Annotated in this window: 21 protein-coding genes; 2 read left to right on the forward strand and 19 right to left on the reverse strand. The window is 37.7% G+C overall.

Features of this window, described 5'->3' with window-relative positions:
• Window positions 1-50: 50 nt before the first annotated feature.
• The 5 genes from dnaJ to thrC all read right to left on the reverse strand — a co-directional run bounded on the left by dnaJ (window position 51) and on the right by thrC (window position 7,098).
• The gene (dnaJ, locus tag BM157_RS03200; protein WP_022503199.1) at window positions 51-1,181 is read right to left on the reverse strand and encodes a molecular chaperone DnaJ; all 1,131 of its coding nucleotides are present in this window, start codon (window positions 1,179-1,181) and stop codon (window positions 51-53) included.
• Window positions 1,182-1,374: 193 nt separating this feature from the next.
• On the reverse strand, window positions 1,375-3,255 hold the full coding sequence (gene dnaK / locus BM157_RS03205) for a molecular chaperone DnaK (protein WP_055174123.1): 1,881 nt from the start codon (window positions 3,253-3,255) through the stop codon (window positions 1,375-1,377).
• A 190-nt stretch (window positions 3,256-3,445) separates the two neighbouring features.
• Complete coding sequence (gene grpE / locus BM157_RS03210) at window positions 3,446-4,087, reverse strand: nucleotide exchange factor GrpE (protein WP_022013298.1); 642 nt, start codon at window positions 4,085-4,087, stop codon at window positions 3,446-3,448.
• Between the two features lie 17 nt (window positions 4,088-4,104).
• A complete protein-coding gene (gene hrcA / locus BM157_RS03215; RefSeq protein ID WP_022013297.1) occupies window positions 4,105-5,205 on the reverse strand; it encodes a heat-inducible transcriptional repressor HrcA in 1,101 nt (366 codons plus the stop codon).
• Between the two features lie 405 nt (window positions 5,206-5,610).
• Window positions 5,611-7,098, reverse strand: a complete 1,488-nt coding sequence (thrC, locus tag BM157_RS03220; protein ID WP_055174122.1) for a threonine synthase — start codon at window positions 7,096-7,098, stop codon at window positions 5,611-5,613.
• A 378-nt stretch (window positions 7,099-7,476) separates the two neighbouring features.
• Between thrC and BM157_RS03225 the strand changes: the two genes are divergently transcribed.
• On the forward strand, window positions 7,477-8,304 hold the full coding sequence (locus tag BM157_RS03225) for an AP2/ERF family transcription factor (RefSeq protein ID WP_055306151.1): 828 nt from the start codon (window positions 7,477-7,479) through the stop codon (window positions 8,302-8,304).
• An 888-nt stretch (window positions 8,305-9,192) separates the two neighbouring features.
• Here BM157_RS03225 and leuD read toward each other — a convergent pair.
• From leuD to BM157_RS03250, 5 genes are all read right to left on the reverse strand, one after another.
• Window positions 9,193-9,678: a 3-isopropylmalate dehydratase small subunit gene (gene leuD, locus BM157_RS03230; protein WP_022502660.1), complete on the reverse strand. Its 486-nt coding sequence runs from the start codon at window positions 9,676-9,678 to the stop codon at window positions 9,193-9,195.
• A 91-nt stretch (window positions 9,679-9,769) separates the two neighbouring features.
• Window positions 9,770-11,035: a 3-isopropylmalate dehydratase large subunit gene (gene leuC / locus BM157_RS03235; protein ID WP_022502659.1), complete on the reverse strand. Its 1,266-nt coding sequence runs from the start codon at window positions 11,033-11,035 to the stop codon at window positions 9,770-9,772.
• A gap of 198 nt (window positions 11,036-11,233) precedes the next feature.
• Window positions 11,234-12,289 (reverse strand): S66 family peptidase, encoded by a 1,056-nt coding sequence (locus BM157_RS03240; RefSeq protein ID WP_090139920.1) that lies wholly within the window; start codon window positions 12,287-12,289, stop codon window positions 11,234-11,236.
• A gap of 15 nt (window positions 12,290-12,304) precedes the next feature.
• Window positions 12,305-13,087 carry an adaptor protein MecA gene (locus tag BM157_RS03245; protein WP_022502657.1) on the reverse strand — a complete coding sequence of 261 codons (783 nt, stop codon included), beginning with the start codon at window positions 13,085-13,087 and terminating at the stop codon, window positions 12,305-12,307.
• Between the two features lie 68 nt (window positions 13,088-13,155).
• Window positions 13,156-14,082, reverse strand: coding sequence for a hypothetical protein (locus BM157_RS03250; protein ID WP_090139922.1), 927 nt, complete (start codon window positions 14,080-14,082; stop codon window positions 13,156-13,158).
• 179 nt (window positions 14,083-14,261) lie between these two features.
• Between BM157_RS03250 and BM157_RS03255 the strand changes: the two genes are divergently transcribed.
• Window positions 14,262-15,758, forward strand: coding sequence for a hypothetical protein (locus BM157_RS03255; protein WP_090139924.1), 1,497 nt, complete (start codon window positions 14,262-14,264; stop codon window positions 15,756-15,758).
• A gap of 79 nt (window positions 15,759-15,837) precedes the next feature.
• Here BM157_RS03255 and ilvC read toward each other — a convergent pair whose 3' ends face one another.
• The 9 genes from ilvC to BM157_RS03300 all read right to left on the reverse strand — a co-directional run bounded on the left by ilvC (window position 15,838) and on the right by BM157_RS03300 (window position 23,741).
• Window positions 15,838-16,863, reverse strand: coding sequence for a ketol-acid reductoisomerase (gene ilvC, locus BM157_RS03260; protein ID WP_090139926.1), 1,026 nt, complete (start codon window positions 16,861-16,863; stop codon window positions 15,838-15,840).
• A gap of 31 nt (window positions 16,864-16,894) precedes the next feature.
• Window positions 16,895-17,386 (reverse strand): acetolactate synthase small subunit, encoded by a 492-nt coding sequence (gene ilvN, locus BM157_RS03265; protein WP_022502653.1) that lies wholly within the window; start codon window positions 17,384-17,386, stop codon window positions 16,895-16,897.
• Window positions 17,387-17,429: 43 nt separating this feature from the next.
• On the reverse strand, window positions 17,430-18,074 hold the full coding sequence (locus BM157_RS03270; RefSeq protein WP_090139928.1) for an ATP-binding cassette domain-containing protein: 645 nt from the start codon (window positions 18,072-18,074) through the stop codon (window positions 17,430-17,432).
• Between the two features lie 21 nt (window positions 18,075-18,095).
• Window positions 18,096-18,857 carry an ABC transporter permease gene (locus BM157_RS03275; protein ID WP_022502651.1) on the reverse strand — a complete coding sequence of 254 codons (762 nt, stop codon included), beginning with the start codon at window positions 18,855-18,857 and terminating at the stop codon, window positions 18,096-18,098.
• Complete coding sequence (locus BM157_RS03280) at window positions 18,844-19,731, reverse strand: hemolysin family protein (RefSeq protein WP_022502650.1); 888 nt, start codon at window positions 19,729-19,731, stop codon at window positions 18,844-18,846. The genes BM157_RS03275 and BM157_RS03280 overlap by 14 nt, the downstream gene beginning before the upstream one ends.
• 86 nt (window positions 19,732-19,817) lie before the next feature.
• Window positions 19,818-20,174 carry a type II toxin-antitoxin system PemK/MazF family toxin gene (locus BM157_RS03285; protein ID WP_022502649.1) on the reverse strand — a complete coding sequence of 119 codons (357 nt, stop codon included), beginning with the start codon at window positions 20,172-20,174 and terminating at the stop codon, window positions 19,818-19,820.
• Window positions 20,175-20,308: 134 nt separating this feature from the next.
• Complete coding sequence (alr, locus tag BM157_RS03290) at window positions 20,309-21,493, reverse strand: alanine racemase (RefSeq protein ID WP_022502648.1); 1,185 nt, start codon at window positions 21,491-21,493, stop codon at window positions 20,309-20,311.
• Window positions 21,493-23,124, reverse strand: a complete 1,632-nt coding sequence (locus BM157_RS03295; RefSeq protein ID WP_055174111.1) for an NAD(P)H-hydrate dehydratase — start codon at window positions 23,122-23,124, stop codon at window positions 21,493-21,495. Before BM157_RS03295 ends, alr begins: the two co-directional genes overlap by 1 nt.
• Window positions 23,121-23,741, reverse strand: a complete 621-nt coding sequence (locus BM157_RS03300; protein WP_055306328.1) for a hypothetical protein — start codon at window positions 23,739-23,741, stop codon at window positions 23,121-23,123. Before BM157_RS03300 ends, BM157_RS03295 begins: the two co-directional genes overlap by 4 nt.
• Between the last annotated feature and the right edge of the window lie 5 nt (window positions 23,742-23,746).

Consider the following 23,746-nt stretch of genomic DNA (forward strand, 5'->3'; position numbering starts at 1 on the left):
GACAATGAAATGATATATTTCGTTTGTATTTTTATAAGAACTTTATGCATTTATTTAAAGAAGCCCTTCTTCTTTGGATGTTTGTGTTCCTCTCCTGTAAGTGTCTTATCATATTCCATAAGTGCTTCTTTCTGTTCATTATTAAGCTTTGTAGGAATATCAACAATAAGTGTAATGTAATGATCTCCTCTTGTCTGAGGATTTCTTAATGTTGGCATACCTTTGCCTCTGAGCCTTACTCTTGTACCTGAAGCTGTTCCCGGCTTAACTTCATATATAACTTCACCATCAACAGTCTTTACCTTGACTTCTCCGCCAAGAACTGCTGTAGGATAGCTTATTACAACATCTGAGAAAATGTTATAGCCATCTCTCTCAAATGCTGGATCTGCTGATATCATTACAGCTACTAATAAATCGCCTCTTGGACCGCCATTAGTACCTGGCTCGCCCTTGCCCTGAATACGGACACACTGTCCATTATCAATACCAGCAGGTATATTAACTTCAATTGTCTTCTTGCTGCTTATATAACCTGTTCCATAGCAGTCTGGACACTTTTCTTTAACAATCTTACCTGTTCCGTGACAGTCTGGGCAAGGCTGTACACTTCTCATCATTCCAAGGAATGACTGCTGTGTTACTGTTACCTGTCCACGTCCGCCACATTTCTTACAAGTTTCAGGACTTGTTCCCGGCTTTGCACCTGTTCCGTGACACTTAGAACATTCGTCCTTAAGTGTTACATCTATCTTCTTCTTAGTTCCTGTAACTGACTCTGCAAATGTAATTCTTACATTAACCCTTATATCTGCACCACGTCTTGGTCCGTTGCTGTTACGTCTGCTGCTTGAACCTCCTCCGAACATGCCACCGAATATATCACCAAATATATCGCCCATATCACCGAAGTCAAAATCAAAGCCGCCACCGCCAGCTCCACCTGCACCGCCTTCAAATGCTGCGTGTCCGAACTGGTCATACTGTCTTCTCTTATCTGCATCACTAAGAACTGCATATGCTTCTGATGCTTCCTTAAACTTAGCCTCAGCCTCTTTATCTCCCGGATTCATATCAGGGTGATACTTCTTAGCTAACTGTCTATATGCTCTTTTAATTGCTGCATCATCTGCGTCCTTAGGCACACCAAGGACCTCGTAATAATCTCTCTTTTCTGCCATATAGGTTCCGCCTTTCTATACCCGAAAGGAGTCAGGTACCCTGATATGAGTCCTGACTTCCTTTCTGATTTCATCTATAATTGTCAAGTCTTAAGAAGTCTTTATATAACTCCATAATTAATCATTGTTAATTGCATTAACTCTGATATTATAACCTTCAATAATCATAGACCACATCATATATATTACTTAATTATACTTCCTTGTAGTCACCATCTACAACATCATCACCATAAGGTGCGCTTCCCTGTGCATTATCAGCACCTGCGCCAGCTCCCATATCAGGACCAGCACCGGCTGTGCCTGCACCCTGAGTTGCTTCATACATCTTAGCAAAGAGGTTCTGTGCTGATGTCATAAGCTTTTCTTTAGCTGCCTTAATCTCATCAACCTGAGCATCTGTCATATTCTCAGCATCTGTTGATTCAACAAGTGACTTAAGTGCGTTAAGGTCTGCCTCAACATTTGCCTTGTCGTTAGCATCAAGCTTGTCGCCAGCTTCATCAAGAGCCTTCTGTGTCTGGAATACCATAGAGTCAGCTTCGTTACGAACTTCGATAGCTTCCTTACGCTTCTTATCCTGAGCTTCGAACTCAGCAGCTTCCTTAACAGCCTTATCGATATCTTCATCAGACATATTAGAACCAGCTGTTATTGTAATATGCTGCTCCTTGCCTGTTCCAAGATCCTTAGCAGATACATTAACGATACCATTAGCATCGATATCAAATGTAACTTCAATCTGTGGAACACCTCTTCTTGCTGGAGGTATACCATCAAGTCTGAACTGTCCAAGTGACTTGTTATCCTTGGCAAACTGTCTTTCACCCTGTACTACGTTGATATCAACGGCTGTCTGGTTATCAGCAGCTGTGGAGAATATCTGGCTCTTCTTTGTAGGAATAGTTGTATTTCTCTCGATAAGTCTTGTAGCAATACCACCCATTGTCTCAATTGAAAGTGAAAGTGGTGTTACATCAAGAAGAAGGATATCACCAGCACCGGCATCACCAGCAAGCTTACCACCCTGAATAGAAGCACCGATAGCAACACATTCATCTGGGTTAAGTGACTTGTTAGGTTCGTGACCTGTTAACTGCTTTACTTTATCCTGTACAGCTGGAATTCTTGTAGAACCACCAACTAATAATACCTTTGAAAGTTCTGAAGCTGTAAGACCTGCATCTGAAAGTGCGTTCTTAACTGGCTCAGCTGTCTTTTCTACTAAGTCGTGTGTAAGTTCATCGAACTTAGCTCTTGTAAGTGTCATATCAAAATGCTTTGGACCTTCTGCTGTTGCTGTGATGTATGGAAGGTTGATGTTAGTCTGCATAGCACTTGATAATTCCTTCTTAGCCTGCTCAGCAGCAACCTTTAATCTCTGAAGTGCCATTGTATCTGTAGAAAGATCTACGCCTTCCTTAGCCTTGAAGTCATCTAACATATACTGTGTAATAGCATTATCAAAATCATCACCACCAAGTCTGTTGTTACCAGCAGTAGCAAGAACTTCGATTACACCATCACCGATTTCAATGATAGATACATCGAATGTACCACCACCAAGGTCATATACCATAATCTTCTGCTCGTGTTCATTATCAAGACCATAAGCTAAAGCAGCAGCTGTAGGCTCGTTGATAATTCTCTTAACATCAAGACCTGCAATCTTACCAGCATCCTTAGTTGCCTGTCTCTGTGCATCATTGAAGTAAGCTGGAACTGTGATAACAGCTTCTGAAACTGTCTCACCAAGATAGCTCTCAGCATCAGCCTTTAACTTCTGAAGAATCATAGCTGATATTTCCTGTGGTGTGTACTTCTTACCATCAATATCAACCTTGTAATCTGTACCCATATGTCTCTTGATTGAAGAAATTGTCTTATCAGCATTAGTAACTGCCTGACGCTTAGCAGGATCACCTACCAATCTTTCTCCGTTCTTTGTAAATGCAACTATTGATGGAGTAGTTCTGATACCTTCTGTGTTAGTAATAACAACTGGCTTACCACCTTCCATAACAGCTACGCATGAATTAGTTGTACCTAAATCTATACCAATAATCTTGCTCATAATTATCTTCCTTTCTATGTCTTATATAGACATACTGTTTAATAATATCAATTCTATTTGTTACAAGTGTGTGTATTGTTCTGATAAGCCCTAAGCCTGTAAACGACTTCTTTCTATATCACAACTGCCCACATACTTTACTTCTGGTAAAAGCTCATACCATTATACATCAACTAAATATTCTGATGTATTAGTTAGCAACCTTTACCATACTGTGGCGGATAACCACATCTCTATATGTGTAACCCTTCTCGAACTCTTCAACGATAATATTCTCGCCCTGAGAGTCATCTTCCACATGCATAACTGCATTATGAAATTCAGGATTAAACTCTGAACCAACTGCCTCGATTGGCTTAACCTGTAAGTCTTCAAGCATCTTAATTGTCTGCTTGTAAACCATATCCATACCTTTGGCAAATGGTGTTTGTAACTCTTCCTCTGTCACTGACTTAAAGCCGCGTTCAAAATTATCTACTATCGGAAGAAGTTTCTTTACTACATCCGAAGCTCCCATCTCGAACATTGCTGACTTTTCTTTGTCAGTACGCTTTCTGTAGTTGTCAAACTCAGCCATCTGACGCTTCAAACGATCTTGTAAATCCTCAATCACAGCGTCCTTCTGGTCCTTTTTATTATTTATATCAACTGTTTCCTCCGCTCCTTGCGCATCACTTGCGTTGTCAGATTTCTCTGCCTTCACATCTGCGTCAGACGAGCCCTGAGCTTCTACAGTATCAGCGTCTTTATCTGTATCTGATGTAACATCTGTATCATTAATATTAACATCTGCTTCATCAACATTATTAATGTTATTATCTTTCTTAGACACCTTATCTCCTCACCTTTCTATGATTTCTTGAATACATCATCCAACTGCGTCCTCATATTCTTCAAGGTTTCCACAACCTTTTCATAATCCATACGCTTTGGACCAATAATACCAATTGTACCCTTCATTCCATCCTGTAATTCATATGTTGCTGTTACAACGCTACAGTCTTTCATAGATTCAATCGGTGTTTCATTTCCTATATATACCTGAATACCATTGTTGGAACTACTATCCTGTTCATCAACACTATTGTCATCATCAACAACAAGATCTGACAGGCTCTGCTTTTCCTCCAAGGCATATATAAGCTCACTGGCTTTGGTTGAATCACTAAGTTCTGGATACTTGAATATGTTGGTTGCACCGCTTGTATATATCTTTAAATCATCTGCGCTGCTTATTGTATCAACAATCGCATCAAGAACTTCTTTGACAAGATTAATATGTTCTCCTGCCTGATTTTCCATCTTTGAAACAATGCTCAAATTCATCTGTTCAAGAGTAAGCCCTGTAAGTGTTGTATTAATAAGAATGTTAAGCTTTAACAAATTCTCCTGTGACAAATCCTCGCTTACTGTTATCACCTTATTCCTTATAAGATTGCCTTCCATAACTATTACGGCTAATATCTTATTGGCTTCAAGCTGTGATAACTGAACGAACTTAAGCTTATTGCCTGTTACCTTAGGTGTCGTTACCATAGTTGCATAATTAGTATCTTTGGCAAGAACCTTGGCAACATTCTGAAGAAGCTCTTCTACCTTTTCAACCTTCTCACCTAACATATCCTTCATTGAACTTAATTCCTGTTCTTTAACAGCAACCTCGTTCTCTCTGTTGGTTATGTTCTGTTCTTTCTCAGACATCATATCGTCTACATATAATCTGTAGCCTTTATCTGTAGGAATTCTTCCTGCTGATGTATGTGGCTGAACTATATACCCAAGCTCTTCCAGGTCTGCCATCTCATTCCTTATTGTCGCGGAACTAAGCTTCATGTCTGTGAACTTAGATATCGTTCTTGAACCAACTGGCTCGCCTGTTTCTAAGTAGTTCTTAATGATTGCTTTAAGTATCTTTACTTTACGCTCATCAAGCTGTTCATCAAGCCCCATGACATACCTCCTTTTCTTTGTTGTTAGCACTCAATAATTAGGAGTGCTAATATCAACATAATTAAGGTATCACTTTGCAAGGGTGATGTCAACAATTAATTTAATTTTTTGTATAAATAAATTATAAACTTTATTAAGTGTTTGGAGAAGGGGGTGGGGCTTCGGGCACTAGAAAGCTGATTGGATATTTCTAAGACTTTCCTTTTGTTGTGGTTATGAGGGACGCAAACGCTCAGACGCAACGTCCTGTTGCGTATTCGCTCCATCGCACATCCGTGTGCGATAATTCTATCAGAATTTCCTATTACATAAAAAACTGCTGTGTAAATCTGGGGCTTTGCCTGATTTACACAGCAGTTTTATTGAGGTTAAAATTATTCTTAATAGAAATTACTTAGGATTAGATTATATTCCTAAGAATTTCTTTACTTCATTGGTCATCTCGCTTACTTCACATACTGTGTTGTGGAGGACTGGAGCTGTTCTGATTTCTTCGATAGCGTTAGGAACTTTTACTTTAGCAAGTTCGCTTAACTTATCTACAAGTTCAAAGTCACCCATTGAAGCATACTTAGGGTCGATTGCTTCCATTACGCTTCTTGTAAACTTGTATGGGCTTGCTGTTGAAGCTATAACTGTCTTAGTTTCGTCCTTAGTGTCTGCCTTGTACTTGTTATAAACTGTAGCAGCTACTGCTGTATGTGTATCTATAACATATCCACAAGTTTCATATAAATCCTTTATAGTAGCAGCATCTTCCGCCTCTGTAGCATAGTTGCCATAGAAATCTGAAAGCTGTGCTTTCATATCAGCAGTAATCTCATACTTACCTGTTTCTTTAAGTGAAGCCATAAGCTCGCTGTTCTTCTCAGCACTGTTGCCTGCTATTCTATAGATAAGTCTTTCAAGGTTGCTTGAGATAAGAATATCCATAGATGGTGATGTTGTAAGAACGAAATCTCTGTTTCTGTCATACTCACCCGTTGTAAAGAAATCGTATAACACCTTATTCTCATTAGAAGCACATATAAGCTTATTAATAGGAAGTCCCATATTCTTAGCATAAAATGCAGCAAGGATATTACCAAAGTTACCTGTAGGAACTACTGCATTAATCTTTTCACCTGCCTTGATTTCTCCGTTAGCAAGAAGTCTTGCATATGCATATACATAGTATACAATCTGTGGAACAAGACGTCCTATATTGATTGAGTTAGCTGATGAGAACTGGAAGCCGGCATTGTTCATAACCTTTTCAAGTTCCTTATCACCAAATATATTCTTAACACCTGTCTGTGCATCATCAAAGTTACCCTTAATTCCAATTACGTGAGTATTAGCACCCTTCTGTGTAACCATCTGCTTTTCCTGAATAGGGCTTACACCGTTCTTAGGATAGAATACAACAATTCTTGTTCCTGGAACATCTGCAAAACCTGCAAGAGCTGCTTTACCTGTATCTCCTGATGTTGCTGTAAGTATTACTATTTCATTTTTAACATCATTCTTCTTAGCTGATGTTGTAAGTAAGTGTGGTAATATAGATAAAGCCATATCCTTAAATGCAATAGTTGCACCATGGAATAACTCTAAGAAATATGCACCCTCTGCCTTAACTAATGGTGCAATCTCTTCAGTATCAAACTTAGAATCATAAGCTTTGTCAATACAGTTCTTTAACTCTTCTTCTGTAAAGTCATCAAGCATAAGCTTCATAACTTCATAAGCAACTTCCTTATAAGACATCTTTGAAAGTTCTTCTAAGCTCTTATCTAATGAAGGAATAGATTCTGGTACGAATAATCCACCATCTGGAGCAAGTCCCTTTAATATAGCCTGTGAGGCTGTTACTCTTACACTATCATCCCTTGTACTTCTGTAAAATAAACTCATCTCTTATTCCACCTTCTTATTTTATTGGGGTGAATCACAGTCAATCTGATGCATAACCGTCTCCCACATACATATGTACCTGCCAGAACAACATCTGGTAAATGGAACAGCTTTATCATCACTAACCGGATTCCTGTTAAAAATGCTTTAAACAGAGACCATTATACAACAGGAATGATACGAAAAACAATAGGTATATTGAATTATTACTAATTTTATCATATAATTTATAGGATTGATAAATATTAGACAATTTCCGGCTGACAGTAATATATACAATATTATTAAGATAGCAATGTATTTATTATAAAATCAAATTAACATATCACTAATATATGATAGCATAATAATCAAGATACGTTAAAGGAGAACCACAACTTGGCTAAAGGTGTTTACAAGACCAATAAAAAAGACGGCTCTGTATATTACAGGGTTTCAATAACATATAAGAATAAACATATAAGTATCGGAAGTTATGATGATGAAAATACAGCCTCACAGGTTTACTGTACTGCTTGCGATATACTTTTTAAGCCTGACATATATTATGTTAATATTGACCTTCATACTTCATCATACGCCGAATGTCATATTGATTTTCCTTATTCTAAGTTCATAAGTCTTATTAATTTCCGCGACAATGGCATATATATTAAGACACCCATATACCTGTGCAACAAGGCATTTTTGTATTTTCTTGAACCCGGGAATACTCTTATATTTTCCATTGATGACCTTTTCTATTATTCGCACCACACAATTATGTGCCGCGGCGGTTATTATTTCGTAAATGATTATGGTATGCAGACAAGCATTTTATCCAGATTTGGAATACGCAGTCATTCCGTTAAAGGAAAAGATTACATTTTCAGGAATAATGACGAACACGATTTCAGATATGAAAATGTGTGTGTAGTCAATAAATATAATGGCGTGAGCCAGATTGTAAAAAACGGACGTATAATGTTCCAGAGCAGAATTCACATTAATGGTGATTTTATAATAGGGACTTATGGGACGGAATATGAGGCAGCTATTGCTTATAATAAGGCAGCTGATATGCTAGAACCGGTGTTTCCGGTGAGTTATACGAGGAATTATATTGAGGATATATCGCACATTACTTATGCGGCTGCTTATAATAGTGTGAAGATTTCTAAGAGAGTGATTGAGTATGTTAAGTGGCTGGCGGAGAAAGTGAAATAATTGACAATTGGTTGGTTATAAATTCAATTGACAACGGATATCTTTCAATTGACAACGGATATCTTTTAGTTGACAACGGACGCGGGCGGAATAGCCAATATATCAACGTCAGGCACGCTCCCGCTACTCTCAAACGCAGCGGATACTAAGGCGGTAAAGGACACCGCCTAAGTACCGGCGTTTTCAAAGTACCTGACTTTTGATATATTGGCTATTCCGCCCGCTGGGTGTCTACTCATTTAGGTATGCGTTTATTTTTTTAATTTACTTAGCCTCACAAGTAATAACCCTCATACCTGAAATTAACATTGCAATTATTTCAACCGCTGTAATTGTATTATATCTGTTATCTTTATTTCTATATTTTCTGTATTATAATTTCATTTTATGACCACCTAATCTACACAATCTATATACTGTAAACTATTATTGCCAGCAATTAACTATCCCCTTCAGCCTAGAATGTCAGAACTCAATCCATACAGAATATATTCTATAATCTATATTCCCACGACTACACCTATACCCGCCCAACATACAATGTGCAACGGGCTCTTGTCACTAAACTATATGCATCTATCTTATGGGCAAATACATATCATAGGACATACAGATTGCTCTTACCACTAAACAATCTACATCTATCTTCTGCCAGCACACAGAAATACAACGAAATAGCGGCTATATATCGTTAATCAGGTACTTTGAAAACGCCGGTACTTAGGTGCTGTCCTTTAGCACCTTAGTATCCGCTGCGTTTGAGAGTAGCGGGAGCGTGCCTGATGTTGATATATAGCCGCTATTTTGTTGTATTTCGTCCGTCTGCCACAAAGCTCAATAGAATTAGAATTATTGTCCATTAAGCAGCACCGGTGTGTAATGCATTTTTTATTTATTATTGATATAATTCACAAGTCCCTCAGCCTTTATGATTTTCTGCATAAATTCTGGGAATGCCTGTCCCTGGAATGTCTGTCCTGTTGTCTTATCTGTGATAACGCCGCTGTCAAAGTCGATAGCTACATCATCGCCTGCATTGATAGCCTTAGCTGCTTCTGGACACTCTATAATAGGAAGTCCGATGTTAATTGAATTTCTGTAGAATATTCTCGCAAATGTCTCTGCAATAACACAGCTTACACCTGCTGCCTTAATAGCTATAGGTGCGTGCTCTCTTGATGAACCACATCCAAAGTTCTTATTAGCAACAATTATGTCGCCTTTATTAACATTTTTCACAAAATCCTTATCGATATCTTCCATACAGTGAGTAGCAAGCTCTGCTGGGTCTGAAGAATTAAGATATCTTGCAGGAATAATAACGTCTGTATCTACATTATCGCCGAATTTAAAAACTCTTCCTTCTGCTTTCATATACTCCTCATTTCCTGTGTATTCGTACACATTTATAATTCATAATAATTATGTATCTTCTAAATATATTCAGTGTGCTGATTACAATATATTATAAACCAAGGTCAGATGGCTGGCTTATCTTGCCTGTAACTGCACTTGCTGCTGCAACAGCAGGGCTTGCAAGATATATTTCTGAATCAACGTGTCCCATACGTCCAACAAAGTTTCTGTTAGTTGTTGATACACATCTCTCGCCTTCTGCAAGGATACCCATATATCCACCAAGACATGGTCCGCAGGTTGGTGTGCTGACAACTGCTCCTGCTTTAATAAATGTCTGTACAAGACCTTCTTCTATAGCCTGCATATATATTTTCTGTGTAGCTGGGATAACGATTACTCTTAAGCCCTTTGCTACCTTTCTGCCTTCTAATATCTTAGCGGCACATCTTAAATCATCAATACGTCCATTAGTACATGAACCGATAACTACCTGATCAATCTTGATATCATCTATAGAATCAACTGTGTGTGTATTCTCTGGAAGATGTGGGAATGCTACTGTTGACTTAATTGTGCTAAGGTCAATATCAATCACCTGATCGTATTCTGCATCGTCATCTGCTGTATATTCAACAAATGGTCTCTTAGAATGTTCCTTCATATACTCTCTTGCAAGATCATCAACAGGGAATATTCCGTTCTTTCCACCTGCCTCTATAGCCATATTGGCAATAGTAAATCTATCATCCATAGTAAGTGTAGATACTCCCGGACCAGCAAATTCCATAGACTTATAAAGAGCTCCGTCAACACCTATCATTCCGATAATATGAAGAATCACATCTTTACCGCTTACCCAAGGGTTAAGCTTTCCTGTAAGATTGAACTTAATAGCTGATGGTACTTTAAACCAGGCCTTACCTGTTGCCATACCTGCTGCCATATCTGTTGAACCTACACCAGTTGAGAATGCACCAAGTGCACCATATGTACATGTATGTGAATCAGCACCGATAATAACATCGCCAGCTACTGTAAGTCCCTGCTCTGGTAAAAGAGCGTGCTCAATACCCATCTGTCCTACTTCAAAGTAGTTAGTAATATCATGCTTTGCTGCGAATTCTCTTACACATTTGCAGTGCTCTGCTGACTTAATATCCTTATTAGGCACAAAATGATCTGGAACAAGTGCAATCTTATCCTTATCAAATACTGTCTTAACAGTCATCTTATCCATTTCATGAATGGCAACTGGAGATGTAATATCATTACCAAGTACGAGGTCTAAGTCCGCCTCAATTAATTGTCCTGCTTTAACTTCAGAAAGACCTGCGTGAGCCGCAAGAATCTTCTGTGTCATTGTCATTCCCATTATAAATCCTCCTTGTATCCGCGAAGTATATACTTATATATCCAACGCTTAATCTTATTTATTTTACAGTATATTCCATACATTTGCAAGATATCTGAATTCTATACGTTTTTATGTTTTATAAGCATAAAATTTTTACATATTTCATCATATCTGGTACATTTTACACTTTTCATCATAATATATACATTTTATATATTACTTTAACTCATATAAAAAATGTATATTATCATCTTTAACAGAAACTTCTGCATATGCACCGCTTATTACAGGCATTGCTGGTGGAAGATGCCCCAGATCTGCATCCATAATTACCGGAACATTGTATCTGCCTGCTGTTTTAATAATAGCACTGTACTGGTCAAGTCCCATCATTTCCTGTCCATATACAAGTGGCCTTCCAATTACAAATGCCTTAACATTCTCAAACCAGCCAGCATTGTCCATCTGCCACATAGCCCTTCTTATTGAAAATACATTAAGGTCGCAGCTTTCAAGAAACCATATAATGCCATCATCGCTGTATTTACTATTAAATTCCTTAACTTTGTCGTATTTAGTTCCTAAAAGGTTGACAAGGCAGTCCATACATCCGCCTATAAGCCTGCCTGATGCCTTTATATTATTAAAGCTTTCTGAACTATTATCAAGCTTCTTATCTCCTATATAAGCTGTAAGCACCTTTTTCTCAGTAAGGTTATACGCTGGCGTAGGATTGTCCTCTGTCTTTAAAGACTCCTTTTCCCACATATCATAACCACTTATATTAAGCTTTTCTCCCGTCAGCACGCCGATTGCATCAAGCTGGGAATTATGAAGCTTGTCTGCACCAAATGCCGCCGCACAAGGTCCATATACGCTTGCAGTATCAGCTATTGTATTAAGCAGAAATGTAAAATTCGTATTGTCTGAATATCCCATAAACCACTTAGGTTCTGCTTTAACAATCTTATCCCAGTCAACATAACCAAGAATTTCACACATAAGCTCACCTCCGCCGCATGATATTAATGCATCAGACTTGTCAGATGTGTACATATCAGTAAGCTCCTGTCCACAAAGCTCTGGCGTATTGCTTATTCCTATTCCATTTGCCTCATATACATTAGGACCATTAACTATTCCATAGCCTAGATTTTTAAATCTCTCCTGTGCCTTTTTAAAACCTGTAATATAAGGCTCCGTTGCACAGCCAAATGATGGTGCAACGAAGCCTATATTTCCATTACAGGCAAGAAAATGCGGATACCTCATATTCTTCTCCCTTAATTATAAATACTTCTTAACTTTACTAATCGCGTTGGCTTTTATAACCGCCTCACAATTCTCCTTAACCCATATAACTCTCTGCTCTTTCTCTGAGTCAAGGCGTGCATACTCGCTTATAACATTACATATTGAGTTATAGCGTTCCCTGGCACATCTTCCCTTCTCAAGCACAAGATAATACCGGTTGTCCTTCTTATATATTCCATTGGCAACTCCCCATACCTTAGGGCATACCATACACATATCTTCAAAGTCCTCAAAGCTGTCAAGAATATATACGCCATAGCCTACAGTCACAACATCACTGACCTTTGGCTTATTATCTTTCGCTTTCTTAGCTTCTTTTATAAATTTCTCTGCCTCAGGTATGTCTTTCATCTGGTCAAATATATCCTTCAACTTATCAAATGCAGCGAACTCCGGAGCTTTAAGATCCTCACCGCCATTCTTTATAACATTACTCTCACTCTTTGACCTGTCACCTAAAGCTTTTGCAGCTCTCTCGCCTGCCTGCTTTAACATATTACCAAAATCTTCCTTTCCTGATGATACAGTAAGAAGGATTGAATGGTCTGGCTGTGGTGCAAGCTGTAATGACATAACGCCGCCACCAAGTTCAACTCCTATATTCTTATGTGCTTCGTCCATAATAACTTCCAACAGATTATGTATCTTTTCTGTGTCATTTCTAAAGAAATCATCAAGTGTTATATTATTATATTCAAGATCCTCTTCGTATAACAGGCATTGAAACTTGTCTTCATTTATCTTCTTAAATTCCATAAATTACCATTCCCATCTAGTCTATATATAATTCAACATTTTAATAATAACATATCTGTCAATATTAATCACGCTAATTTATGCAAAATCTGTCTTACAAGTTTATCCATCATTCTCTCAATATATACATCTTCGCCTTTCACCTCACATCGGAAGCTCTTATCACCCCTGTATATATTGGCTGCAATAACAGCATTTTTACCATTAAATGATACAATCACCTTTGCATCATCTACCATTCCGTAAGACTTAATCCGCCCTATTAATGCACTTTCAATATCTATTATCTTTATAGTCTGCTCATCGCTTGCCTTCCCTATAATACTGCATATTTCCTCATCATCAGCAGTAAGTATTGCAGACACTGCCTCCCCTGTATCCGGTATATATATATTATTCTCCACATAATTATAATCACAGCCTCTTATGTGGTTGAGCCTTAACATTCTTATATTATCGCTTCCTGCAAATACCCCATCACACTCATTTTCCATAAGCATATCAATGCAGTCCTCTATTGTATCTAAAAGCTGGCAACTGGTATTATCATAAATGTATCTGCACCTTTTAAGCTTATCGTAATTGTCCGTATAAAGCTTTACTTTATTATCTGTATCAGCACTTCTTCGTTTCTTCTTAGTTATAAGCACAGCCCTTGTGTCCCGCCTTTTTGTTATTGCACTAAGTGTGACACCTTGTTTTAATATTTCAGACATATCATTAGCAAAAAGTTCATTAAGACCTGTAACTCCCACATCTATATAACCTGCTGATATTGCATCAGATACAGCTACTGACCACGGCACAACATCATTCATATTACATAATACATTTTCAGGCACCCCTGCTATTCCTGATGTATTAAAATGCCTGCCACCGCCTATATCAAACTTAGTAAAGCTCACATCCTTGTGTACCTTTTTAATATGGCTTATGACAAGCTCTGTCTGGGCATTTATTATTTCGTTATTACATATTCCAACTTTCAGCCTCATTTTACTAATATCTTCTTTCCTTATATCCATTTATCTATTAAAAATATCTATTCTAATTAAATGTATCTATTTAAACGTGCCATTTTGCATCTTTTCTTGAAAGTATGTGCATAATATGTTATTTTACCATATGGTAAAAACAATATAAACATTAAATATATACAGATTGGAGATTAATAATGAAACTGCTACTTAAATCTGCTGTCATTGCATTTTCCGCCATCGGAATAGTGTTGTCTTTACACACCATTTCCTATGCGGCAGACAGCAGTACTGCTAATATTGCAAATGCACCGGACATCACATCTGGAAATTCTGCCACAACTGACAATGATACAGCACATAATATAGGCATAACCGTATCCGTTAATAATAATGGCAGTGTATCTGATTACACTAAGAATTTAACAGACGGCTCATATGACACAACTATTAATCTCGTCCCTAATGCCACAGTAAATGTCAAGGCAGATGAGAACATTTATGGGCTTTACATCATATGGAGCAGTGAAGTCACTAATTATACGATTACTTATAACAGCCAGACTGTTAAGTGTGGAGAAAATGGATTTCTTCACGACTATATGGATATCAAAGACGGAAGCCGTGATATTACAATAAATGTACCAGAGGGTATGCAGATATCAGACATATACGCATATTCCAGGGGAAATCTTCCTGACAATGTGCAAAGATGGGAAGCACCTCTGTATGGAATGACAGATATTCTTGTATTCTCAACACACGCTGATGATGAGATATTATTCTTAGGTGGAGTTCTTACTAACTATGGCGGTGAGCAAAATCTTAATGTACAGATTGCCTATATGTGCGATTTCTTTCTCACTGAACCTGTAAGACAGCACGAGGAACTTGATGGTCTGTGGGAATGTGGAATTAAGAATTATCCTGTTAAAGGAACGTTTGAGGACTTATACTCCTTAAGCCTTGAAAAAGCCAAATCACAGTATGTATATGATGATATTATCTCATATTCAACAGAATGTATAAGAAAGTTCAAACCTTTAGTATGTGTATCACAGGATTTCAATGGTGAATATGGACACGGCGGACACCGTATATATGCCGCCGCAATACAGGAAGCATTAGAAGCTTCCAATAACGCTGATATGTATCCCGATTCTGCTTCCAAGTATGGCTTATGGGACGTTCCAAAGGCCTATTATCATCTTTATGGTGATAATACAATAACTCTTGATGTAGATACACCGCTTTATAAGCTTGGCGGCCGCACTTCTGTACAGGTATTGCAGGACGCTTTCAAAAAACATGTATCACAGATATCTTATTCATTTAATATGCTTGACAGCGGTTATGCAATAACCTTTAATGGACAATTCGATACACGTTCATTCGGACTTTACAGAACTCTTGTCGGCTTGGATACTACTAATAATATGATGGAAAATGTTACACCTTACAAAGAACAGGCTGCTACTAAGACAGACGAACCTATAGATGTTGAATTCGGCGTTGACCAAGAAGATACTGCCGATAATGCCGCAAACACCAAGCCTGATATCAAACAATCAGCAGTTACAATAATTGCTATTATTATAATCGGAGTTGTTATTATAGCCCAGGCATATAGAACCAAGAATTTATATAAGAAAAAATATGATGAGAACAAGGACGAATTCGAGAATAAGCAGTAATAAGCCATCAGAATTCCCTATTACATAAAAATACCCCTCCTTACCAATACAGTAAGGAGGGGTTATATTCTGCTTATAATTAGTTGTTAATAAGCTTTCCTGACTCATCATTCCAGCTGTAAAGCTTTCTGATTTCTTCGCCAACCTTTTCTGAAGGATGCTCTGATGCAAGCTTTCTCATAGCCTTGAAGTGAACCTGTCCACCAGCTTCGCTCATATCGAGTAAGAATTCCTTAGCGAATGTACCATCCTGAATATCAGAAAGGATCTTCTTCATAGTCTTCTTAGTCTCTTCTGTTATAAGCTTAGGTCCTGTTATGTAATCACCATATTCAGCTGTGTTAGAGATAGAATATCTCATTCCAGCAAAGCCTGACTGATAGATAAGATCTACAATAAGCTTCATCTCGTGGATACATTCGAAGTAAGCGTTACGTGGGTCATAACCAGCTTCGCAAAGTGTTTCAAAACCAGCCTGCATAAGTGCACATACACCACCACAAAGAACTGCCTGCTCACCAAAGAGGTCTGTTTCTGTCTCTGTTCTGAATGTTGTCTCAAGAACACCAGCTCTTGCTCCACCAATACCAAGTGAATATGCAAGTGCCATATCAAGTGCCTTACCTGTCTCATCCTGCTCTACAGCTACAAGACAAGGAACACCCTTACCTTCCTGATATTCAGAACGTACTGTATGTCCAGGTCCCTTAGGTGCGATCATTGTAACATCAACGCCCTTAGGTGCCTTAATTAAACCAAAATGAACATTGAAACCGTGAGCAAACATAAGCATATTGCCTGGTTCAAGGTTTGGTTCAATATCTTCCTTATATAATTTAGCCTGCTTCTCATCGTTGATAAGAATCATAATAATATCAGCCTGCTTAGCTGCCTCTGCTGCTGTGAATACTTCAAAGCCCTGCTCTTCAGCTCTCTTCCATGACTTTGATCCTTCATAAAGACCGATAATTACGTGGCATCCTGAATCCTTTAAGTTTAATGCATGTGCATGTCCCTGGCTGCCGTAACCGATGATTGCGATTGTCTTTCCATCAAGTAATGATAAATTACAATCTGACTGATAATAAATCTTAGCCTCTGCCATCTTACAAATACCTCCGAATGTAATAAATAATTTATTTTAAATTTGCAGCACCACGAGCAAGTCCAGTTATTCCAGTTCTTGCGAGTTCTGTAATTTTAAAACCATCAAGTAATGCGATAAATGAATCTATCTTACTCTGGCTTCCTGTAAGCGAAATAATAAGAGAATTCTTAGCAACATCTACTATATTAGCCCTGTATATATCTGCCATAGTTGTTATCTGCTGTCTTTCCTCTCTTGTACATAATACCTTGATAAGAACAAGTTCCCTGCATACAGATTCATCATGAGGAAGTTCTACGATTTCCTTTACATCAATAAGCTTAGCAAGCTGCTTTTCAATCTGCTCAAGAATATCATCATCACCTGTTACTGTTATTGTCATTCTTGAAAGCTTAGGGTCAAGTGTCTCACCAACTGTAAGACTGTCAATATTATAGCCTCTTCGGCTGAATAAGCCTGCTACACGGCTAAGAACACCTGATGAATTGTCTACTAGAATTGAAAATACTGCTCTTCTCATATCTCTTTCCTCCATACTGCCAATATATGACAGTCATCTAAAATCACACATTATTGTAGCAACTGCCAGCTTTATTGTCAACAAAAAGCACATTAGCTCTTAATTTTTTTACATCTTCCTCATCGTGTGTGGATATTATCACAATACGATTATTGATATTATTCATTATATAATTAATAACATTATCTTTGGTAACTTCATCAAGACCTGCAAATGGCTCGTCCATAATAACTATATCCGATTCAGCCATCACTGCCCTTACAATCTCAACACGCCTCTTCATGCCACCGCTTAATTCACTACAAGGCTTATCTAGTGCCTCTTTGTCAAGAAGCTTTAAAAGCTCACTCTTTACAGCAAAAGCCACGTCTTTGGCAGAATTCTTCTTATTCTTCTTTAGCACCATTTTTACATTAATCACTGGTGACAGGTGTTCTATAAGCCTGCAATCCTGAAATACTGCTGAAAACCCTGGCTTAACACTTTGTCCATTATCATTAACGAATTCCACTATGCCTTTATCCGTCTTTTCAACTCCCATTATAATATTAAGCAGTGTCGTCTTTCCAGCACCTGATTGTCCCCTGATACAGATTATCTTAGATGAAGTAAATTCTGCATTAGCATTAGCAAGGACTGTGATGTCATTGTACTTCTTTGATATATCTGATAATTTTAATGTTTTCATATTTTTACCAATTTAATAATTTTATATATGCTGTATGCACTTATATAGCATCTTCGCAAGCCATATTATACATTTTTCTATAACAAGGCTCACCACAATTACAACTATGCTCCACGAGAATAACTCAGCAGATAAAAGATACATTTTGGCATAGTACATCTGCGTACCGATTGTCCCTGTCACAAGCCCTATTATCTCTGCCGATATTCCAGCTTTAAAGCACATTCCGGCTGCCACCTTTAACTGTGCTGTAATATACGGATATACACCTGTAAGATATACATATCTGAATGTGTTAAATGCAGTCATATCATATACTCTGGCAAGTTCTATCTGCTTGTTATCTGTATTATCAATGCCTTCTTTTACGCCTGTCGTAATCATTGGTATTACAACCATTGCACTGATAATAAATGTAACATTTTTAGAACCCCACCACATAAGCACAAGTATTATAAATGCCGCAACCGGAAGGGATTTCATTAACTGTACGGCAATGCCGAGCCACTCCTTTAAAAAATCAAACCGTGCAGACAATATTCCTGCACATATTCCAATCAGACAGCCAGCAAGCATACCCGACATAATATGCATAACACTTAAATACAGTATCCCATAGAACTGCCTTGTAACAAGCATACCCGCCAGTGTCCTTAATACAGTAACAGGACTTGCAAGCAAAAGCTCAAGTCCTGTCATCACACTGGCAATCTGCCATATTATCAGCCACAAAGATACTGCCGCCAGCCTTTTTATAAGCTTATTAATCTTATCCGGCTTCATTACCCTTATCCTTCTTATCAGCTTTACTCACAAGCACCTTCTGAATCATCTTATTGCCAACAGATAATATGCGGAATATATATCCCCCACACTCTGTTTCAAACTCTTCATTCTCATCAGGAATCTTACCAAGCTTATATATAAGATATCCATTGATAGTATCAATATCTTCACAGTCAAACTTAATATCAAGCTTCTCTTCAATATCTTCAAGAGGTGTCTGGCCGTCCATCTCGTAACTTCCATCAGAAAGCTGTCTTATCTGCTCCTCTTCCTCGTCATATTCATCAAAAATATTACCTACTATCTCTTCAAGTATATCTTCCATTGTAATAATTCCTGTTGTCTGTCCATACTCATCAACAACAACAGCAAAATGATTCTTCTTTGACTGCATTTCCTTAAACAATACACTTATGCTTCTTGTCTCTGGAATACAGAATGGGTCAAACATAACCTGATTTTTAACCTGATAAAGCTTCTTATCCTTATCACTGCCTTTAACGTATACCTTCAGAAGATCTCTGATATGTAATATGCCAATTATGTTATCAATATCATCATCATATACAGGATATCTTGAGTAGCTTTCTTCCATCACTATATCAAATGCCTCTTTAACTGTAAGTGAGGCATCAAGTGCTACTATGTTCTTCCTGTGGGTCATAACATCTGATGCCTGCTTCTCGGCAAATTCAAATATATTGCCAATCATCTCAGCTTCATTCTCAGCTATAACTCCCTGTTCATGGCTTTCATTAACCATATCCATAATTTCTTCTGTTACATCTTCGTCGCGTTTTCCTTTAGTAAGCTTCTTAAATAAGCCAGAAAACAATCCTTGGTTCCCATCCGCGGGATGACCATCATTCATAGTTATATCCATTTCCTTTCGTTATTTAGATAATTATATTATTATATAATTATTCCCTATAGAATACCATATATTCTATTATATCGTCAATCTTGTTTCAGGTTCATCTCAAGACTAACCCTCAATGCCTTGTCAACCTGATTAATTATCTCATTATCAAGATGACATACTTTATCTTTGAGTCTTTTCTTGTCTATTGTTCTTAACTGTTCCAGCAATATAACTGAATCTTTTACGATATCGTAATGACACGCATCAATCTCAACGTGCGTTGGCAGCTTAGCTTTATTCATCTTGGATGTTATAGCTGCACATATAACTGTCGGACTATGCCTGTTGCCTGTATCATTCTGAATTATAAGAACAGGTCTTATACCTCCCTGTTCAGAACCTACCACAGGTCTTAAATCTGCATAAAATATATCCCCACGTTTAATTACCACTTATATCACACTCCCAAAGCATTTACTTAATTGTTTATACTCAAAGTATTGCCAAGGTTTCTGACGTGTATTCAATTATTTTGCAGGTTTGTTATTTAATAATTTTATGAAAATGCTGTATATTCCACTACTTCTTAATCTGTTATTAACTTCCAGTTCTCATGAAAATAATCATGACTTCCAATATATTGTCCATTAAGATAATAATTTCTTGGAATTCTCTTGCCAAGGTCACACACAAATTCATAATTAAATGTTCCTGCTAAAGCAGCAATCTCTTCAACTGTAATCTCTGCATCCTTGTCTTTTCCTACTAATGTTACAACATCACCACGATTTACAGGACCTATATCTGTAACATCTACCATCATCTGGTCCATACATACCCTTCCTGTTATAGGAGCTTTCTTACCATTAATAAGCACATATCCCTTTGATGATAATGACCTTGGATATCCATCGCCATATCCCACTGTTACAGTTGCAAGCACTGTTTCTCTCTTAGTTTCAAATGTTCCGCCGTAACCTATCTTTTCTCCTGCTGGAACTGTCTTTACCATAGCCACATGGCTTTTGAGCTGTAGTGCTGGTTTCAGTGCTACTGCTGACTTATCCACTTCATCTGATGGATACATTCCATATAAAGCAATTCCAAGTCGCACCATTCCATGATTAGCCTGTGGCATATCTATAATAGCTGCACTGTTGGATACATGCTTTATCTCAAATGATATACCTTCTTTCTTCAACGCATCGTCAAAAGCATCATACTTTGCAATCTGTCTTAATGCAGCGGTCTTATCCTTCTCATCAGCAGTTGCAAGATGTGTAAACAGGCCTCTTGCATTGAGTGCCTTTAAATTCTTTATCTTTTTAACTATCTCAACACCACTTTCATCTGGCTCAAGACCTATTCTTCTCATTCCGGTATCAACCTTGATATGGCAGAAAGCTACCTTTCCAAGCCTTAAGGCAACATCATTAAGTGCCTTGGCTGTCTCATAGTCAAATACTGTTGCATCTATTTCATTCTTAACCAATGCCTCATATTCCTCAGGCTCAACATAGCCTAATATAAGTATTGGCTTATTAATTCCATTTTCTCTTAAATTAACAGCTTCATCCAGCGTAGCAACTGCATATCCATATACTAAATCTCTTACTGCCTTGGATACAGCCACATCTCCGTGTCCATAGCCATCTGCTTTAACAACTGCAAGTGCCTTTGTTGAAGGTTCTGTCTTGCTCATAAGCTCAATACAATTAGCCCTGATTGCATCCAGATCTACATCTGCATATACTCTGTAATACTTACTCATTATTCACCTCTTGCTTTTATAAGCACATTTTTTATATTGTCAATAATATCGCCCGCAACCATAGAATACTTACCATTACTTAAGGCAGCTTCATCTCCTGCACAGCCGTGTATATATACGCCAAGTGCTGAAGCTTCAAAAGTAGTAAGTCCCTGTGCCATAAGTCCTGTTATTATGCCTGAAAGCACATCTCCCGAACCTCCTGTTGCCATTCCATCATTGCCTGACATATTAATATACACTCTTTCTCCATCAGAAACAATAGTTCTTGCATCTTTTAATACACATACGCAATTATGTTCTCTTGAATATGTTCTTGCTGTATCTATAGGATTATTCTTTATCATCGCAATATCAAGTCCTGTAAGACGTGACATTTCTCCTATGTGTGGTGTAACGACAACATTCTTATCTGACATATCATCTTTATATGAAGCATTACCACTATTGCCGCCAGCTTCATAGTCTACATCATCATTACTGCCATCAAGTTCAATTTTATATTGGGCGATTATATTAAGGGCATCTGCATCATACAGCTTTTTAATATTCTTCTTTGCTGACACACTTCTTACAAGCTTTACTGCACTTTCTTCCATAGACAGCCCCGGACCTATGCACACAACATCTGCCCAGCAGATACATTTATCCACTAATGTCTCTGTATTCTTAACAAAATCGCCACATTCCTCATCAGTATCATATGTATCAACAATACATTCCATATTGCCCGTTATAACTGCTGTACGGTTGCTTATATGCGTAAGGGTTCTTACAAGCCCTGCACCTATACGTGCCGCCGCTCTTGAACTTAATACTGCTGCACCTCCATAAAGCCTTGAACCAGCTATTACAAGTGCCTTTCCAAATGTTCCTTTATTGCCATCAGGCTTTCTTAGCGGAAGCATATCAGATATATCACTATAATCATATGTGAAAATATCCCTTGTCATATCCGGATATTGTGCAAAACCTATATCTTTTCTTATAATCTTCCCACAATATGAAGCTGCTGGATATAATATATGTCCGATTTTTTCAAATCCGAAGGTAACTGTTATATCAGCATTAACCGCAGATCCCATAACCACACCTGTCGATGCACTTATACCTGATGGTATGTCAACAGCCACAACAAGCCTGTTTCCATTATTGTCGCTATTCTGTGTATACTGTGAACGCACTGATGTACTGCATTTATTAATTGTATCTACTACTATTCTGGCCTCTCCTGCCAGTTCTCTTGATAAGCCATTGCCAAATAAGGCATCTACAATAACCCCATATTTAGAAAAATCCGGGCTATTAATACATTCTATGCCCAGATTCTTTATTATGTTCAATTGTATATCGAATTCTTTGGTAGAAGCGTGTGAGTTAATTATATACACATCCACATTGTAGCCCTTAAGATAAAGCTGTCTTGCCACCGCAAGTCCATCTGCCCCATTATTGCCACGTCCACATACGCATATAATGTCTGTATGTATATTTCCTTTAACCTTGCTTTCAATAGCTTCTGTCACTGAGAGTGCGGCTCTTTCCATAAGCACAACTGATGGTATACCAAGAGTATTAATTGAATAAGAATCCACATTCTTCATAGAAGCCGCATCTAATACATATCTCATTCCTGCTTATCTCCTACATTGCCTTCATTAATTCTGTCAACTGCACTACAATTCTCAGGTCCGATAATATCGTGTATAAGAGAATACATATTATTATTAACAGTTTCTTTATCCTGTTTTATAAGAATATTCTTCTTAAGCTTGACTCTTGTAGCATTAATCCACTTATCAAGTACCTCTATATCCTCTGTATTGGCATTCATTCTGTCATAGCAGGCTTTAAGTGTCTCTGTAAGAAGCTTCTCGTTAGCCCTTGCCAATTCTCTTGGTACTTCTAAGAGTTCATCTTCAAGCGAAGCTATCTTGTCATTAGACTCCTGTATAAGTCTTTGGTTCTGGCTCATACGCTTCTGCTTCTGCCTGCTTGAATCATCATCTTCCATATTCTCAACAACATCATTGATAAACTGCTTTTTAAGCTTCTTGATATCTTTAATGTCATTATTAATTCTTCCCTGCTTCTTAAGCAGTTCATTAACCTGTTTCTCCCAATACGCAATCTCATCTGTCTTATTCTTCTCGTTAATAAGGTGATACCATCGCTCATCAAGCGTAAGAATCGGAATATTCTTAAATACATCACTATTCTTTAACAATTCATAAGTTATCTTAGACACCATCA

The organism is [Lactobacillus] rogosae (assembly GCA_900112995.1).
Lineage (GTDB): Bacteria > Bacillota > Clostridia > Lachnospirales > Lachnospiraceae > Lachnospira > Lachnospira rogosae.

What these genes read in the sequence shown, in the direction of transcription:
- BM157_RS03270 (WP_090139928.1), bottom strand. Translation starts at nt 18,074, where the DNA reads ATGAAAACATTAAAATTATCAGATATATCAAAGAAGTACAATGACATC.
- BM157_RS03255 (WP_090139924.1), top strand. Translation starts at nt 14,262, where the DNA reads ATGAAACTGCTACTTAAATCTGCTGTCATTGCATTTTCCGCCATCGGA.
- dnaJ (WP_022503199.1), bottom strand. Translation starts at nt 1,181, where the DNA reads ATGGCAGAAAAGAGAGATTATTACGAGGTCCTTGGTGTGCCTAAGGAC.
- BM157_RS03240 (WP_090139920.1), bottom strand. Translation starts at nt 12,289, where the DNA reads ATGAGGTATCCGCATTTTCTTGCCTGTAATGGAAATATAGGCTTCGTT.
- BM157_RS03245 (WP_022502657.1), bottom strand. Translation starts at nt 13,087, where the DNA reads ATGGAATTTAAGAAGATAAATGAAGACAAGTTTCAATGCCTGTTATAC.
- ilvN (WP_022502653.1), bottom strand. Translation starts at nt 17,386, where the DNA reads ATGAGAAGAGCAGTATTTTCAATTCTAGTAGACAATTCATCAGGTGTT.
- alr (WP_022502648.1), bottom strand. Translation starts at nt 21,493, where the DNA reads ATGAGTAAGTATTACAGAGTATATGCAGATGTAGATCTGGATGCAATC.
- hrcA (WP_022013297.1), bottom strand. Translation starts at nt 5,205, where the DNA reads ATGGGGCTTGATGAACAGCTTGATGAGCGTAAAGTAAAGATACTTAAA.
- ilvC (WP_090139926.1), bottom strand. Translation starts at nt 16,863, where the DNA reads ATGGCAGAGGCTAAGATTTATTATCAGTCAGATTGTAATTTATCATTA.
- BM157_RS03280 (WP_022502650.1), bottom strand. Translation starts at nt 19,731, where the DNA reads ATGAATGATGGTCATCCCGCGGATGGGAACCAAGGATTGTTTTCTGGC.
- BM157_RS03250 (WP_090139922.1), bottom strand. Translation starts at nt 14,082, where the DNA reads ATGAGGCTGAAAGTTGGAATATGTAATAACGAAATAATAAATGCCCAG.
- thrC (WP_055174122.1), bottom strand. Translation starts at nt 7,098, where the DNA reads ATGAGTTTATTTTACAGAAGTACAAGGGATGATAGTGTAAGAGTAACA.
- leuC (WP_022502659.1), bottom strand. Translation starts at nt 11,035, where the DNA reads ATGGGAATGACAATGACACAGAAGATTCTTGCGGCTCACGCAGGTCTT.
- BM157_RS03275 (WP_022502651.1), bottom strand. Translation starts at nt 18,857, where the DNA reads ATGAAGCCGGATAAGATTAATAAGCTTATAAAAAGGCTGGCGGCAGTA.
- leuD (WP_022502660.1), bottom strand. Translation starts at nt 9,678, where the DNA reads ATGAAAGCAGAAGGAAGAGTTTTTAAATTCGGCGATAATGTAGATACA.
- BM157_RS03295 (WP_055174111.1), bottom strand. Translation starts at nt 23,124, where the DNA reads ATGAGATATGTATTAGATGCGGCTTCTATGAAGAATGTGGATTCTTAT.
- dnaK (WP_055174123.1), bottom strand. Translation starts at nt 3,255, where the DNA reads ATGAGCAAGATTATTGGTATAGATTTAGGTACAACTAATTCATGCGTA.